Source organism: Psychromicrobium silvestre, from assembly GCF_013408295.1.
Lineage (GTDB): Bacteria > Actinomycetota > Actinomycetes > Actinomycetales > Micrococcaceae > Renibacterium > Renibacterium silvestre.
The window spans coordinates 1,294,418-1,308,742 of record NZ_JACBYQ010000001.1; the positions used below are offsets into that span (position 1 = coordinate 1,294,418).

Consider the following 14,325-nt stretch of genomic DNA (forward strand, 5'->3'; position numbering starts at 1 on the left):
TTAAACGACGGCACCCCAGGCTGAGGCCTGGGTGCCGTCGTCCCCCGACGAAAGACTTACTCCGATGCCGTCCCGAGGGTGACATCGACGGACTGTGATTTACCGCCCCGCAGGAAGGTCACCTTGACGGTAGCGCCGGCGGCTTGCTCGCGGACCGCGGCGGTGAGTGAAGACCCATCGTCAATGACTCGGCTGCCGAGATTGGTGATCACATCGCCCACCTTGAGGCCAGCCTTCTGTGCCGGTGAACCATCGGTCACCTGAGCCACAGCCGCGCCGACCGAGAAGGAACTGGACTGCTGGGAAGAAGAGGAACTTCCGGCTGCCTGCGGCTGCACACTGACTCCGAGCTGGCCGTGTGAAGCCTTGCCGGTGGAGATCAGTTCTTGAGCAATTCGTTTGGCGGTATTGATCGGGATGGAGAAGCCAACCCCGATGTTGCCGCTGGCGCTGGAGTCACTCGAACTGGAGCTAGTACCCGCAATGGCCACGTTGACGCCAATCACCTGACCGGAGGAGTTCACCAGAGCTCCGCCGGAGTTACCGGGGTTAATGGCGGCGTCGGTCTGGATCACGTTCAGGTTGACGGTTCCTTGGGCGGTGGTGGTCGGCGTCGAGCCGTCCGGCGGAGCGAAGTTGAAGCCACCGTTACTCCCGGTATCTCCCTGAGAGGAGTCGCTTTGCTGCTGCGGCGCCGCGGAAGAGGCCACCGAGATGGTCCGGTTAGCGGTGGAGACAATGCCGTCCGTCACCGTGCCGCTCAAGCCGAGCGGTGCGCCGATTGCGATAGCGGTATCACCGACGTTGACCTTCGAGGAATCCCCCAGATCGGCGGCTTGTAGATTTGGCGCATCGATTTTGATCACGGCCAGGTCGTTGAGCGGATCGGTTCCCACCACCTTGGCGCTGAAGACCCGTCCGTCATTGAGTTTGACCTGAATAGTTGGGTTCGCTGCCTGACCGTCCAAGGTGACCACGTGGGTATTGGTCAGAATGTTGCCATTGGTGTCCAGGATGATGCCCGAGCCGGTGCCCGCTGAACTCCCCGAGGTTACCCCAATGGTCACCACCGAGGGCGAAGCCTTGGCCGCAGCGGCGGTGATCGCATTCACCGAATCGGTGTTGTTCACGATCACCGGCGAATTCTGGCTCTGCTGTACCGAGGAAGAGTTAGAGCTGTTGTTCAGCAGGCCTGTGGTGCCGAGCGAGGCACCGGCTCCGATGAGCGCGGCCACCACCATACCAGCGACGACGACGCCCGTACCGAACCGTCGTTTGCCCGCCTTAGCGGGGGCTGCTTGGCCGGGTAGCGGGGTCGGGGTGCCGAAGGCACTGTTCTCAAAGGTATTGGGCTGCCCGTAGTGCGGAGCCGGAGCGCTGGCGTACTGTCCATAGCGCGGCTGAGCCGGCTGCTCGGCAGTAGTAGCGGGCTGAGCAGTAGCTGCCTCCGTAACCGGGGTGGGGGTAGTGGGGACCGGCGAGGTCGAAGCCTGCTGGATCGGCTGCGTTGCTTCGGCCTGGACTTGCTCGGTGACCGCTTCTTGCGCCGTTGCCTGACCGCCGTCGTCCTGCTTCCACCAATCCTGCTGCCGAGTGCTGGGAGCAGGATCAGTAGTGGGGTTCTGAGAGTTCTGAGGTTCGGGTGTTACGCCCTGAGGTTGCTCTGACATGGTTTCCTGCTTCTTCCTTGTTGATCTTGACTACCACTATGGGCAAAGCAGTTAAGCCATTTTGGTGTGTTCGCTGGAGGATGCCTGTGAGAAAACTGACCGTCCGTCCAAAACACAGGTTCGCACTCCATTCTGGCCTTTTTGCATAGCATTCTCATAGCCAGTCACATCGGGAAGCCAGGTTTCGCCAACAGCATAGCTCTGACGTTGGACTGCCCCCAGGTACACCCATAGGATGGAAAAAAGCGTTGACAGTGGGGTACGCAGGCTTTTCGGCAGAGCAACCCCGCACTGAAGAAGGATGTCCATGCGTTCACGTTTCGCCCTTTTCGGCAAGATTCTCACCGCCGTGGGCCTTAGCGCCATGCTTGTCCTGCCCGCGGCTACGGCTACGGCTCAAGCTGCCACCGTCCCGGTGGAATCACCGGTGACCATTCCAGCCGGACAGAACATCGTGGACGATGCCGGTGTGCTGGGCAGCAGAAAATCCGATGTACAGACCGCCATCACCAAATTGCTCAACGATAAGAAGTACAACTTCTACGTTGTGACGGTAAAGACTTTCGAGAATCCGACGGCAGCCACCGATTGGGCCGTCCAAGTCGCTAAGAACAAGGGCATGGGCAACTTCGATCTGGTGCTGGCAATCGCCACCGATCAAGGTCGCTTCAGCCTGCAGAAGGCGATCAATAGCAAGATCACCAATGCTCAACGAGACAGCATTGTCCAGAACGCCATCACTCCCAATCTTGCTAATGGCAAGAAGGACTACGCCCAAGCCGCCATTGATGCCGCAGCAGCCATTGGCGATGCGGCCGGCGGAGGCAGTGGTACCGTCCCCAACCCCACCGGAGGAATAGTGGGCACCGTGATTTTCATCGTCCTGATCGTAGCGGCAGTTACAGCTCTCTTGATCTTCCGCCGCCGTAAGAAGCAGAAGGCGCTGCAAGATACCGCTAGCGGCATTGGCCCGGGCGGCGAGCAGCTGGATCCGATGGCCGGGACCAGTGTTGCGGAGCTCAAATCCCGTGCAGGTTCGCTGTTGATAGCGGCCGACGACGCCATTAAGTCGAGCGAGCAGGAGATCAGTTTCGCTCAGGCAGCCTACGGCGATGAAGCGGTCAAGCCCTTCCAGGCCGCACTGGCCGAAGCGAAAAATCACCTGAACGAGTCTTTCAAGCTACAGCAGCAGCTTGACGATGAGATCCCGGACACCGTTGAGCAACAGCGCTCCTGGTACGGGGAGATCATCCGTCGCTCCGAGGACGCAAATAAGGCCCTGGCTGAGCAGAAGCAGAGCTTCGATTCGTTGCGTGAGTTGGAGAAGAACGCTCCGCAGGCGCTAGCAACTATCAGCTCCGGAGCTCAGGAAGCTCATGCCGCCCTCGCCGGTGCCCAGACCACCCTGGCCGAGTTGCAGAATCGCTACGCCGATTCGGCTACCTCAACCATCCAGGACAATATCGCCCAGGCTCAACAGCGGCTGGCCTTTGTAGACACCGCCACTCAGACGGCGTCTCAGAAGCTCAGCAGCCAGGACACAGCAGGCGCTGCGGTAGCGGTGCGTGCCGCCGAAGAGTCACTGCATCAAGCGAAGCTTTTAGAGGATGCCATTGCGAAGGTAGCCACCGATCTACAGGCTGCCGCGGCTAAACTCCCGGCAGCACTGAGCGAAGCACAGAATGACTTAGCTCAGGCTAAGGCCATGGTGGCCGCTGGTCAGCAGAACCCGGCGGCTAGCGGCCAGGTTGCCGCAGTTGAGGCGGTGCTCAGCCAGGTACAGGGTCAGCTGAACGCTCCGAAGACCGACCCCGGCGCCCTATTGCAACAGGTTGAGACGGCGCACAGCAATCTGGACCAGCTGCTCACCGGCATTCGGGATCAGCAGCAGCAAGCGCAGCGGGCTCAGTCTGCCTTGCAGCAGGCGATCTCCAGTGCGCAGGCTCAGATTTCCTCTGCCCAGGACTACATCGCGGCTCGTCGTGGCGGCGTTGGTGCCGAAGCCCGAACCCGGATCGCTGAGGCTCAGCGAAACCTGGATTACGCGCTGTCCATTCAGAGCAGCGATCCCGTGAGTGCGTTGAGCTACGCCAATCAGGCGATCGCGCTGGCGCAGCAGGCCGCACAATATGCACAGTCCGATGTCAGTGGCTTCGGCTACGCCGATTCCGGCTATGGTCGGGGCGGTTATGGTGGCGGCGGAGGCGGTGGCGGCTTCAGCGGTGGTTTCGGCGGAGCGATTCTCGGCGGAATCCTGGGCGGCATGCTCTCCGGTGGTGGCCACAATAACTCCAACTGGGGCGGTGGCGGCTTCGGCGGCTGGAGCGATGGCGGCGGAGGTGGCGGTGGCGGCTTCGATTTCGGTGGCGGCGGAGATGGCGGTGGCTTCGGCGGCGGCGATTCCGGCGGCGACGGAAGCTTCTAGCCTCGTTCCCTGATCTTGGTTTAAGCAATCCTGTTCGCAGGTCTAGCCAAGTGACCAGAACTTTGACAATCTACCTACAGAACAACCCATCTCACCCGGGATGGGCCAGATCTACCAAACACAAAGCAGGACGAAAGGTATCACGATGGTAAAGCAGTCTATCTTTGGCCGCATCGGGCAGCTAGCAAGGGCCAATATCAACGCGCTGCTTGATCAGGCCGAAGATCCGCAGAAGATGCTCGATCAAATGGTTCGTGACTACACCAACAACATCGCCGAGGCGGAGTCTGCGGTGGCGCAGACCATCGGCAACCTGCGGATGTTGCAGGACGACTACAACGAAGACGTCAAGAACGCTCAGGACTGGGGTAATAAGGCCCTGGCTGCAAGCCGTAAGGCCGACGAATTCCGTGGCTCCGGCAACGCTGCCGATGCGCAGAAGTTCGACGATCTGGCCAAGGTCGCCCTGCAGCGCCAGATCTCTTCCGAGAACGAGGCTAAGAGCGCCGAGCCGAACATTCAGTCCCAGGAAGCCGTTGTTGAGCAGCTCAAGACCGGCCTGAACCAGATGAAGGGCAAGCTCACCGAGCTGTCCTCCAAGCGCAATGAGCTGGTGGCCCGTTCCAAGACCGCGGAGGCTCAGACTCAGGTCAATGACGCACTGGGCAGCATCAACATCATGGACCCGACCAGCGAGGTTGGCCGCTTCGAGGACAAGATTCGTCGCGAGGAAGCCAAGGTTCGCGGTCAGCAGGAGCTTGCATCCTCCAGCCTGGATGCACAGTTCAACAGCCTGGAAGATCTGGGTGAGCAGACCGAAGTGGAAGCCCGCCTGGCTGCTTTGAAGGCTGGTGGCTCCCCCGCCGCTGCCATCAATGCCGCTCCGGCTACCCCGGCAGCAGCCCCCGCGGCCGCTGCTACCCCGGTGGTCAACGAGGACGATTTCAAGAGCCTCTGAGTTTTCACCTAAGTTCTAAGCCTGAGGGTGGTTTTCCTTTTTGGGAGAACCACCCTCAGTTTTTAATGGTGCTGTTGCTGCCCGGTTTGGTTTCCCGGGGCGATGTTTCGGAAATACCAGGTGATGAGTGCTGCCAGCCCAATCGCGGCGGTCGCCAGCCAGGCGGCAGCGGACCAGCCCCAGTAGCTCACCACGGCGCCCCCGATTCCGGTTCCCAGGCTGCCGCCAATGAAGTAGATCACCAGGTAGGCACTGTTGAAGCGGGCTGCTCGGCCTGGGTCTATGGCTAGTACCCGACTTTGGTTCGCTACCTGCGCGGAGAAGAGGCCGACGTCGAAAATCGCCAGCAAGCCCAAGGTCACCGGAGGCAGTTCTAACGTCCACGCCAGGACCAGGGCGCAGAGCCCGGCAAGACCCAGTCCGCTGAGAATGACCGGGACCGAACCGAAACGGTCTGCCAGTGAACCGGCGACACGAGTTGCCAAAATACCCAGCAGCCCGGCGAGTGCGTAGAGCCCGATTACCGAGGGTGGGAAATTGAGCGGAGGAAGCGCTAGCGCGATGGAAACACTGACCCAGATCAGGCTGAAGGCAAAGAACCAAAGCGCGCCGGAAATAGTAGCCACCCGGAGCAGCCGATGCTTCTTGAGCAGTTTCGGAAGCGAGTGAAGGCTCTCTCGATAGCTGCCCGGGGTGATGGGGGTATTCTTCGGCAAGCCGAAGTAGGTCAGGACTCCGACCAGCAAGCAGGCTAGCCCGAAGGTGAGCAGCATGTTCCGCCAACCCAGCCAGTCGGCCAGCGCGCCACCCACCATCCGTCCGATCAGTATCCCGGCCGATATCCCGGCGGTCACGGTACCCAGGGCCTTTCCCCGGCTCTCCGGTGCGGCAAGTTTCCCGGCCAGCGTACTCATTTGCGCTCCGGCGCTGGCGCAGGCTCCCACACAGAAGAGCGCGAAGCCGAAGAGCAGTACGTTTGCTGCTATCGAGGCCAGCAGCAAGGTGAGACCGAGCGTGGCGAGCTGGCCAGAGATGAGGTACTTTGCCGGTACTTGATCGATCAACGGAACCAGCAGGGCAAGCCCGGTAAGGTAGCCGACAATGGCTGAACCCGTCGCCGCACTGAGCGTCGGAAGCGAGGAATGTAGTTCCTGCGCAAGCTGCGCCAATTCGGGCTGCAACAGGTAGCTCGTTGACGTTGCCACGGCCGCTGAGATCGCCAGCAGCGCTATTACTAGGCTGCTTAGTCTGGGGTGTGCGGTTTCGGGGTGTGCGGTTTCGGGGTGTGTGGAGTTGAGGGTCGATTCCATGACTCTCAAGTTATTTCGAGTGTCTGGATATTGCTGGCGGTTTTGGGACAACACCAATCGCGAGATTCGTCCAAAACCCTAAAGACCGGCTCACTCACTCAACAGTTACTACCCCAGCGTGACCTTCGGCTCCCCTAGCCCGGTCAGCCCCGCTCCCCCGTAGCTACAACTGCCGCCGGTCCCGGCGTTGTAGGCCTGGCGTAGGCAATTGCGCAGCGCTAACTGGCCCCAATAGTTCGGGTGCAGTGATTCCTGAATGTAGTAGTCGCTCACGGCGGTGCTGACCGTGCGAATCTCATTGATCCACTCGCTGACGTCCACGGCACCCGGGCTCTGCCAACTGCTCAGTCCGGAGTTATTGAGCTTCTTGGTCCCAGCCCCACACAGGGTGTGCCCGGCGAAAAGTTTTGAGACGTCCAATAACTGCACATTGCTCAGACCGGAGGCGGTCATTCCGTTTTTCACGGTCGCGTTGATGGTGGGCAGCGCGCTCTGCGCGGCCCAGTCCAGATCCTTGTTCCAAAATCCGCAACCGTAGGTGCTCTGCCTACTGTAGCCGGATTCGGAATAGGCAATATTCGCACTGGTGGGTAGCGGTTGCGGGTAATTTTGCAGCACAATCCGGTAATCCGAAGGCGCGTACCCCGCCGAACTCATCGCGGTATTGATGTTCTTCAACCCGGCAGCAATCTTGGCTACCACCGCAGCAAGGTTCGCAGTGCTGAAGTTGCTCAGCACGGTGCTGTCGTCCTTGCAATAGCTTGGCGCCCAGGAAAAGGAAGTCAGGAATTTTGTCACGCAGGTGGTCACCACATCGGCAAAGTTCAGGTCATTACCCCCGATGGACACAGCGACCATACTGACTTTGTGGCTTTTGGCGAAGTTCTGCAGGGCAAGCGCCTGCCCAATATTGCCTTTACCGTCGTCGTAGAAGTCCAGCCCCGGCTTGAAATAGCCGCTAGAACTGGTGTGGGTTGAAGTGGTGGCACCCGAACAAGCCAGGTTCGCCGCATTGGCTGAGAACTTGATCTCCGCCGAACCTGAACGGTGACAACGTTCGATCGATTCCGAGCTCCCCGCATCCAGATAGGCACCGCTGCCCAGCGCATCCACTTGGCTGGCCTGACTGGAATTCCCAGCCCAGCGTCCGCCTTCCCCGGAGATATAAGAGTCGCCAACGCTGACCACCCAGTTAGCTCCCGACGGCGGAGCAGCCTGAGCCGGTAGGGCTAGGCCTATCGAGAGGGTCAGGGAGGCAGTTGTCGCTGCCGCGAACAAAGCCAGGGCACGCAGAATAATTGGTTTTCTCATTGAAGTTCGGTCCATTCCTCGTTGAATTGACTGCTGCTTTCAATCAGTAAGTTACTCAGCGGAGCCTACCGGCAAGTGTCCTCGGGGTAAACAGCCAGGGTTTCTTAGTCTCAGCACCCGACTAGACTTCTCAGATGAAGAATCTAAATCCTGTTACGACTCATTTAGCTCTTCATCCCGAACTGGAGTTCTGCTCTCGGGAGGTATTTCTGCCGCTGGGCCTGGATTGTTCAGAGGTAGTTCCCGACCCTGAAGCACGCGAATATGCGGGTCACACCTTGCGGCTAGGGACCAAGCAGGTGGTTTTTCGCGTCGCGAAAACGACCCCGACCAAAGCGGGTCAATTCGTCACCCTTTGGCAACGATCCGTCAATGGACCGATCCGCCCCTTCGGGGAGGCTGGACGCTACGGCCTGTTCCTGGTGGCCGCGCGCCACGACGAGCGCAGAGGGCTTTTCATTTTCTCAGCCGAAGCATTGGAGGGAGCCGGGGTTCTCAGCGTCGCGGGGCGGGAAGGGAAACGTGCTTTCCGGCTCTACTCCCCTTGGGACACAGACCTAAACCGGCAAGCACAGCGGACGCAGCGCTGGCAGGCAGAGCATTATCTGGACCTTCCGCTGGGCGAAGCTGACCTTGCATCGACCGGTAGGGCTCGGACCTTATTCTCTGCGGTCCGATAGTCTCGCGACGGCGAGCTAACTTTCGCGCCTTAGCCGCCCGCCGTCGTCGTTCCCTCCATGACGGTTCGTTGACCTCCACTGAAATTTAGGTTCGAAGCTTGAGCTAAAGCATCTGAACAGACACATCAGCTGAAAGGAACAGGCCATGACCACGCAGACCATCACCATGTGCAACTCTTTGCGGACGCCTGGAACAACCCACATTTCACCCGATACGAAATCCCCGGCGTAGACCTCAACAGGGTTCTTGCTAAGGAGTACGGCCTGGTGATCGAGCAGATTCACCTGGATCACCTTCGGCAGGTAGCTACCTCGATAGAGGCGGGCCAGTACCCCGACCGGAACGGCAAGATACACCACCGAGGCGAAGGACAGCCGATCTTCCATATAGTGCACTCGGTTGCCGGCTCCGAAAAGCAACTACGCAATCAATGGTTCATTGTGCACGAGACCGAGAAACCAGAGCCCCTCCGGATCGTGCCCTTCGAGGAAATGGCTCGCAGACACCGGCTTCCCAGATACCTGGAGGTTTACATCCAGCGGCACCTGGGCATCAAACTCAGTCGAAATGACAGCTCAGAGCCACGGCGACAACCATCGCGTGGTTGCCACCTCAGGCACAACGAACTGAATTACTTCCCTAGTTTGGAAGCCAACTGCTGATCGACGGACCCCAAGGTCTGAGCAGCATGACGCAGGTAAGCCGCTAGGCCTTCCAAACCACTCACGGCTTGCTGTGCACCCTGAGTAAACTGAACATACTCGACCTCAAGCGCCTTCGAAGAGCTATCGGTCACATAGTCGGAAGCGGCCGAGGACTGAATCTAACGTCGCAACTCAGAAAGCTTCTCCCCCAATCAGTACGCCGTTATCCAACTGAGTACCGGCCGCTTCCAGCTCACCATAAGAAACATTCAAAACGTCGTCCAACAACACATCCTTCACATCGATTACTTGCTTATGGAACCTGAAACTCTTCGATACGCGCGTCGGTCAGGTCAAACTCTTGGAGGAATACCAAGGCGCGCTCGCTAATGATCAATCGCGCCCGACCGGGTTCAAAGAAAAAGTCATCCTGAGCGAATGTTCCTTTTATGTCTAGCCAGACGAGCTCCGGAATCTCCACATTTTTTTCTCGCATCGCTCGCGTACCGTTCTCGGAGATGCTGAGGTACATGTCTTTGAGTTCAAATCCAGTCAATCCGCTGTTGGAGAGGCTGTCGGCCAGTCGACGAGTGACGGCGAATCCTGGAGTCGTGGTGACGATATCGTTTCCGCTCCAGTCCTCGAGCACCATATGCAAGGTCTCAAGCTTGCGATTATCGGACCCCTCAACGTATTCCGTCATGTCTCCTTGACTCGCGTCAACGACGGGACGAACTAGATAGAGACTCATGGCTTCACTTTACTTTCGGGTTGAACTGGTCGCCGTACTTCTTATCCAAATAGACCTTAAAGTCAATCACAGCTTCCGGCGTGATGACGCTTGGCGGATGTGCTTCATAGAAGTCATCCCATTCGTCACGAATGGCTTTGAGGTGGACTGCCGAGTTCACCTCAATCGGGATGCCTCGAAGGTTGAACAGCGAGTTAAGTTGCTCCTTCGTGAAGAGGCCTGGGTATTTCTTCAGGACCTGTTGTTCGATGGCGTGGTGTACCCAGGAACTTGCCGGCACGGTCGGGTTGGCTTCGAAGAAGGTTTTTCGGTAATCAACGCGGAAGGGTCCGCCGAAGGCTGGACTGCTGATAGTGACTTTACCTAAGTCTCCGGCGGCGTTCGCGGCCGCCGCCGCTTCGGCGCCTTTCAACCCGGTGGTGATTTTGCCTAGTCCGAAGGGGAGGAAGCCTGCTGCGAGGTCGGCACCAAAATGATTGACTTTACCCCCGTTAGCCGCGGCGTCGATACCTACACTGACGCCAGTGTTCACGGTCATGCTCGTGGTGAGCTTCACCCACGCCGGCGCTTTCGACCCGAGGTAAGTAATGTTTTTGATGACAGCGAGTTCCCTGACTAACGCCGTGGTCCTGCCAATAGCCGCCGCGGCGGAACTAATCCGCCCTGCGATAGAAGCCGCGGTGGCACCCACCCGGGTAATGATCCCAGCCACCCTGGTACCAGCCAGGGCGATCCGCCCCACCACCGCAACATTACCCACAACCTCAGAAGCACCCACCGTGAACACCGCTAACAGGGCCGCCCCAGCCTCAAACGCGACCGTAAACGCCAACAACTCAGCAAGTTCAGTCCGGATAGAGTTATGAGCCTCATCCAAACCAGCAGCATAAGAATCACACGCATCACCAATATCCGTGCAGTGCTGCGCAGTCTCTTGCACGAAGGCTTTGAACTCACCCAGTTTGGTCAAAATCAGGTTCAGATCCGGTGTAACCAAAGACAGCAAAGGGGTTTGAGCGTTACCAAGACGATCAGCCACAGAGTTCAGATCATTACCTGCCTGCTTCCAAGCACCAGCAGCCTTACGTAACCTGTCCGGGTCACCATTAGGCCAAACAGCCCCGCAGACCGACTGGATCCATTCCCACCCTTCCGGTAACCCCATCGACTGCCCCACAGCAGAAGGCACCATGGCAGAACACCCCATAGAAGCATCAGAAATATCCGCACTAACAGCTGCCATCCCCATCGGCGACCTACCACCGGAAGCATAATGCTCCGCGTCAGCCCACACATTCGCCGTATCCGCCAGCCTCTTAGCCAGAACACCACACCCTGTCCTAGCAGCGCTGATACCCATCACAACGTCTTGAGCTGCGGGGTTGTACTCACCCGCGAACCTGATCCCGCCGTCGTCATTCCCGGCCATCGTCTCCGTACCCGCCAACCCGGCAAGTAACGCAGAGTGAACCTGATCAACGCCGTGCTGAGCCAACACCAAACCTTCAGCAGCCTCCACATAGGACGCTGTCCTGACGAGCAGGCGCATGACTAGACCCAGCCCTGTTTGATCGCATCAGAGGCCGCAGCGTATTGATGTTTGGCGTTAGCGACCCAATTCGTGAAATGCTCCACCTCAGCCGCCATCGCCTGCTCCTCCACCTGCCACCTATTGATCTGGGCAGTAAAAGCCGTAGAAGCCTGACCATCCCAACCAGCAGCCACCCCAGTAGCACGATTACTGACCTGCTCATGAAGATCCATCGCATACACCGTAATCGCAGCCAACTCCTCCAACAAAGCAGCTATCTGGACATCGTCAGCTTCAAACGTGGCGCCCATTACCAAGCCACCGGAACATTCCCACCACGCGAGGTAGCAGAAGACGCTGATGGTGAAGATGTAGTGGGTGCGGGCGGTAACCCCGCCAGGGCAGACGTGTTCTGCGCAGCAGCGGTGAGTTCTTTCTCGCTGACCTCATACGCCCCGGCACTCACCCCCGCAAAAGACGCTAAACCATTCAACGCTTCCCACACACCCTGAGCACCCCGAAACCACTGATCAAAAATGCCAGAAACCTCCTCAGAAGCAACACCAGTCCACGAACCACCCAAAACCTGCCCCGCCCGCCGCTGCGCGGCAACCACACGACGCTCCAACTCGGCTGCATGCTCAGCAAGAGTTCCAGAGAACCCACGCAAAGCAACAGAATCAACCCGCAAACCCGACACCAACCACACCCCCAACACAAAAATCATCAACAGCATCTTGTTAGTCAACAACATATATTAAATGCCTGGATTATCACAACATCTCTGACAATTCAAGGAAACCCAGCAGCTCAACAATGACCTCGCCTGAGCATTAGTGTTGGCTTCTCAACTGACCTACCGGCATAAGTAGAAACCGGGAGGGCTCACACAGAACCACCAGCACATAGGACCGCAGGGGGTAGATGAGGCAAGGCGGTGGTGATCAAGCTAAGCAAGTAGGGCAGGACTTGCAGAAGCATCGCAAAAAATCTTTCGGACTGGCGGATTTATCACCTTGCCACTGCAGCCGCCTATTAGATCTAATAGGCGGCTGCATGATCCAACAGCCTCGGCGAAACCAGGGTCAGCTGAAGCTTAGTTCTGGGCGGCGCGCACCTGCGCGAGCGTGGTTGTTCCATGCTGCGCCCCTTCGCGGCTCACCAGCGAATTCTCCGCAAGTGCCGTGCCAAAGTAGGTAGCTTCCGAGTCCACCGTAATAGTGGCACCTTCACCGCGAATCTCGCGGGCGACCTCGGCGAAGCTACGCACCTCCGGGCCACCGATTTCGCTGGCACCATTGAGGGGCTCGGAAAGCGCGACAGCCGCGACATAGTCAGCCAGGTCTGCGGCCGCGAGCAGTTCGAGATTGGCATCCGGTACTCGAATTGTCCCGTCCTGGGTCACCGAATCAATGATGGTGTCGGCGAACTCTGCGAATTGGGTTGCCTTGACGATGCTGTAGGACAGCCCGGCGGACTCGACCAACTGCTCCTGCGCGATCTTGGCGCGTAGATAGCCGCTATCGGGCAATTCGTCCGCACCGACAATCGAGACAATGACGAAATGAGCAGCCCCGGCTACCTTGGCGGCCGCAATCAGGTTCCTGGTCGCCGTCGTGAAGTAGGTCATGACAGCCTCAGCATCGAAGGCCGGGGAGTTTGAAACGTCAATGACGAGGTTGGCACCAGCCAACGCAGAGTCAAGACCTTCGCCGGTGACCGCGTTGACGCCCGTGCTGGGTGCGGCCGCAATCACCTCGTGTCCAGAAAACCTTTGCTGCAGCAAGCTTCCCAGCCGACCAGTCCCGCCGATGATCACGATCTTCATAACTTTTCCTTCAATTCAACTCGAATAATTTAACTCGGATACATTGTGTCCGAGACACTATTCGGACATCACCATCCGTGTCAACTAGGGTGGAGAAATGCGGATGTCCAGCGGCGTTGAGTGGGCAGTACATTGCTGCGTAGTGCTGTCCTTGGCCGAGCATCCGGTGCCCACCGCCCGACTGGCACAACTGCACGACGTTTCGACCAGCTACCTGGCAAAGCAACTACAAGCTCTCTCCGGCGCCAAGATCATCCGGCCCGCACAGGGCGGCAGCGGCGGCTATCTGCTAGACCGCCCCGCCGAGCAGATCACCGTGCTCGATATTGTCGAAGCCATCGATGGACCAGGCCCAACCTTCATCTGCACCGAGATCCGCCAGCGCGGTCCATTGGCGGCGACAGCCGATCAATGCAATAAGCCATGCGCGATTACCCGTGCCATGGCTACCGCCGAACAAGCCTGGCGCGAGGCGCTTCGCGCCAGCTCAATTGCCGACCTAGCCAGCCAGGTCAATACGGATTACGACAGCGACATCCTGGGCCCGGTTAGCCAATTCATCGCCCAACGTGGCTGAACCACGCAACTCAGCAAACCCGTCAAGGCGGATCGCTTAACCTCGGCCGTGGTAATTTCCGACGACCTCAGCAGCCGCCGGAGCTGGCATCGTGGTCACCCGGCTAGCGATATCGCGGCCGAAGTCTTGGAAAGAGGAAAGTTTCGGAATGGGATTGGAACCATCGGGGGTTTCCGCGGATGACATGTGCACGAAGGTGACGCCGTCCTCAAGACACATCACCTGATAATCGATGTTGTCGGGCTGTTCGGTTTGGAGCTGGGCGAAGACAGCCTCGATCAGACGAATGTGCTCGGCCTTGGACTGCGGGTTCACCGTGTAGGTGACAACGACGTTGTTCAACATAGGGCAAGTGTCCCACGGGGAGCAGCCTAGGAAGTGATAACGCTTAAAACAAAGTGGTCCCGACCTGCATTTCTGCTGGTCAGGACCACTTTCTGCGCACATTCACAGTGCAACTTTCGTTGCGGGGACAGGATTTGAACCTGTGACCTCCGGGTTATGAGCCCGGCGAGCTACCGAACTGCTCCACCCCGCGGCGCTAGATCAACATTACCGGCCAGGTGCCTCAGAACCAAATCGGGCCCTGCGAGTGCACACTTAACGCCGATGTTATAGGCATCGGATGGGCGTTAAGTG

Annotated in this window: 14 protein-coding genes and 1 tRNA gene; 5 read left to right on the plus strand and 10 right to left on the minus strand. The window is 58.6% G+C overall.

Annotated features, from left to right (window positions below; all coding sequences use genetic code 11):
• Positions 1 to 56: 56 nt before the first annotated feature.
• Positions 57 to 1,670 carry a S1C family serine protease gene (locus FHU41_RS06065; RefSeq protein ID WP_179388692.1) on the minus strand — a complete coding sequence of 538 codons (1,614 nt, stop codon included), beginning with the start codon at positions 1,668 to 1,670 and terminating at the stop codon, positions 57 to 59.
• 307 nt (positions 1,671 to 1,977) lie between these two features.
• On the opposite strand from FHU41_RS06065, the gene FHU41_RS06070 reads away from it, so the two are divergent.
• Both FHU41_RS06070 and FHU41_RS06075 read left to right on the plus strand, forming a co-directional pair.
• Positions 1,978 to 4,095 (plus strand): TPM domain-containing protein, encoded by a 2,118-nt coding sequence (locus tag FHU41_RS06070; RefSeq protein WP_179388693.1) that lies wholly within the window; start codon positions 1,978 to 1,980, stop codon positions 4,093 to 4,095.
• Positions 4,096 to 4,240: 145 nt separating this feature from the next.
• Positions 4,241 to 5,053: a PspA/IM30 family protein gene (locus tag FHU41_RS06075; RefSeq protein ID WP_179388694.1), complete on the plus strand. Its 813-nt coding sequence runs from the start codon at positions 4,241 to 4,243 to the stop codon at positions 5,051 to 5,053.
• A 62-nt stretch (positions 5,054 to 5,115) separates the two neighbouring features.
• Here FHU41_RS06075 and FHU41_RS06080 read toward each other — a convergent pair whose 3' ends face one another.
• Together FHU41_RS06080 and FHU41_RS06085 are read right to left on the minus strand one after the other, a co-directional pair.
• Complete coding sequence (locus FHU41_RS06080) at positions 5,116 to 6,363, minus strand: MFS transporter (RefSeq protein WP_179388695.1); 1,248 nt, start codon at positions 6,361 to 6,363, stop codon at positions 5,116 to 5,118.
• A gap of 108 nt (positions 6,364 to 6,471) precedes the next feature.
• Positions 6,472 to 7,674 (minus strand): SGNH/GDSL hydrolase family protein, encoded by a 1,203-nt coding sequence (locus tag FHU41_RS06085; RefSeq protein ID WP_179388696.1) that lies wholly within the window; start codon positions 7,672 to 7,674, stop codon positions 6,472 to 6,474.
• A 134-nt stretch (positions 7,675 to 7,808) separates the two neighbouring features.
• Between FHU41_RS06085 and FHU41_RS06090 the strand changes: the two genes are divergently transcribed.
• Together FHU41_RS06090 and FHU41_RS06095 are read left to right on the plus strand one after the other, a co-directional pair.
• Complete coding sequence (locus tag FHU41_RS06090; RefSeq protein ID WP_179388697.1) at positions 7,809 to 8,354, plus strand: MepB family protein; 546 nt, start codon at positions 7,809 to 7,811, stop codon at positions 8,352 to 8,354.
• Positions 8,355 to 8,522: 168 nt separating this feature from the next.
• Positions 8,523 to 9,017 (plus strand): hypothetical protein, encoded by a 495-nt coding sequence (locus tag FHU41_RS06095; RefSeq protein ID WP_179388698.1) that lies wholly within the window; start codon positions 8,523 to 8,525, stop codon positions 9,015 to 9,017.
• A gap of 295 nt (positions 9,018 to 9,312) precedes the next feature.
• Here the strand turns inward: FHU41_RS06095 and FHU41_RS06100 are convergent, their stop codons facing one another.
• From FHU41_RS06100 to FHU41_RS06120, 5 genes are all read right to left on the minus strand, one after another.
• Positions 9,313 to 9,750, minus strand: a complete 438-nt coding sequence (locus tag FHU41_RS06100) for a hypothetical protein (RefSeq protein ID WP_179388699.1) — start codon at positions 9,748 to 9,750, stop codon at positions 9,313 to 9,315.
• A gap of 4 nt (positions 9,751 to 9,754) precedes the next feature.
• Positions 9,755 to 11,299, minus strand: coding sequence for a WXG100-like domain-containing protein (locus tag FHU41_RS06105; protein ID WP_179388700.1), 1,545 nt, complete (start codon positions 11,297 to 11,299; stop codon positions 9,755 to 9,757).
• A 2-nt stretch (positions 11,300 to 11,301) separates the two neighbouring features.
• Positions 11,302 to 11,592, minus strand: coding sequence for a hypothetical protein (locus FHU41_RS06110; protein ID WP_179388701.1), 291 nt, complete (start codon positions 11,590 to 11,592; stop codon positions 11,302 to 11,304).
• Positions 11,592 to 12,017, minus strand: a complete 426-nt coding sequence (locus FHU41_RS06115) for a WXG100 family type VII secretion target (protein ID WP_179388702.1) — start codon at positions 12,015 to 12,017, stop codon at positions 11,592 to 11,594. The genes FHU41_RS06110 and FHU41_RS06115 overlap by 1 nt, the downstream gene beginning before the upstream one ends.
• Positions 12,018 to 12,377: 360 nt before the next feature.
• Positions 12,378 to 13,109, minus strand: a complete 732-nt coding sequence (locus FHU41_RS06120; RefSeq protein ID WP_179388703.1) for an SDR family oxidoreductase — start codon at positions 13,107 to 13,109, stop codon at positions 12,378 to 12,380.
• 97 nt (positions 13,110 to 13,206) lie between these two features.
• On the opposite strand from FHU41_RS06120, the gene FHU41_RS06125 reads away from it, so the two are divergent.
• Positions 13,207 to 13,686, plus strand: a complete 480-nt coding sequence (locus tag FHU41_RS06125) for an RrF2 family transcriptional regulator (RefSeq protein ID WP_179388704.1) — start codon at positions 13,207 to 13,209, stop codon at positions 13,684 to 13,686.
• A gap of 36 nt (positions 13,687 to 13,722) precedes the next feature.
• Here FHU41_RS06125 and FHU41_RS06130 read toward each other — a convergent pair whose 3' ends face one another.
• Positions 13,723 to 14,031, minus strand: a complete 309-nt coding sequence (locus FHU41_RS06130) for a hypothetical protein (RefSeq protein WP_179388705.1) — start codon at positions 14,029 to 14,031, stop codon at positions 13,723 to 13,725.
• A gap of 119 nt (positions 14,032 to 14,150) precedes the next feature.
• Positions 14,151 to 14,224, minus strand: a tRNA-Met gene (locus FHU41_RS06135).
• Positions 14,225 to 14,325: the final 101 nt, after the last annotated feature.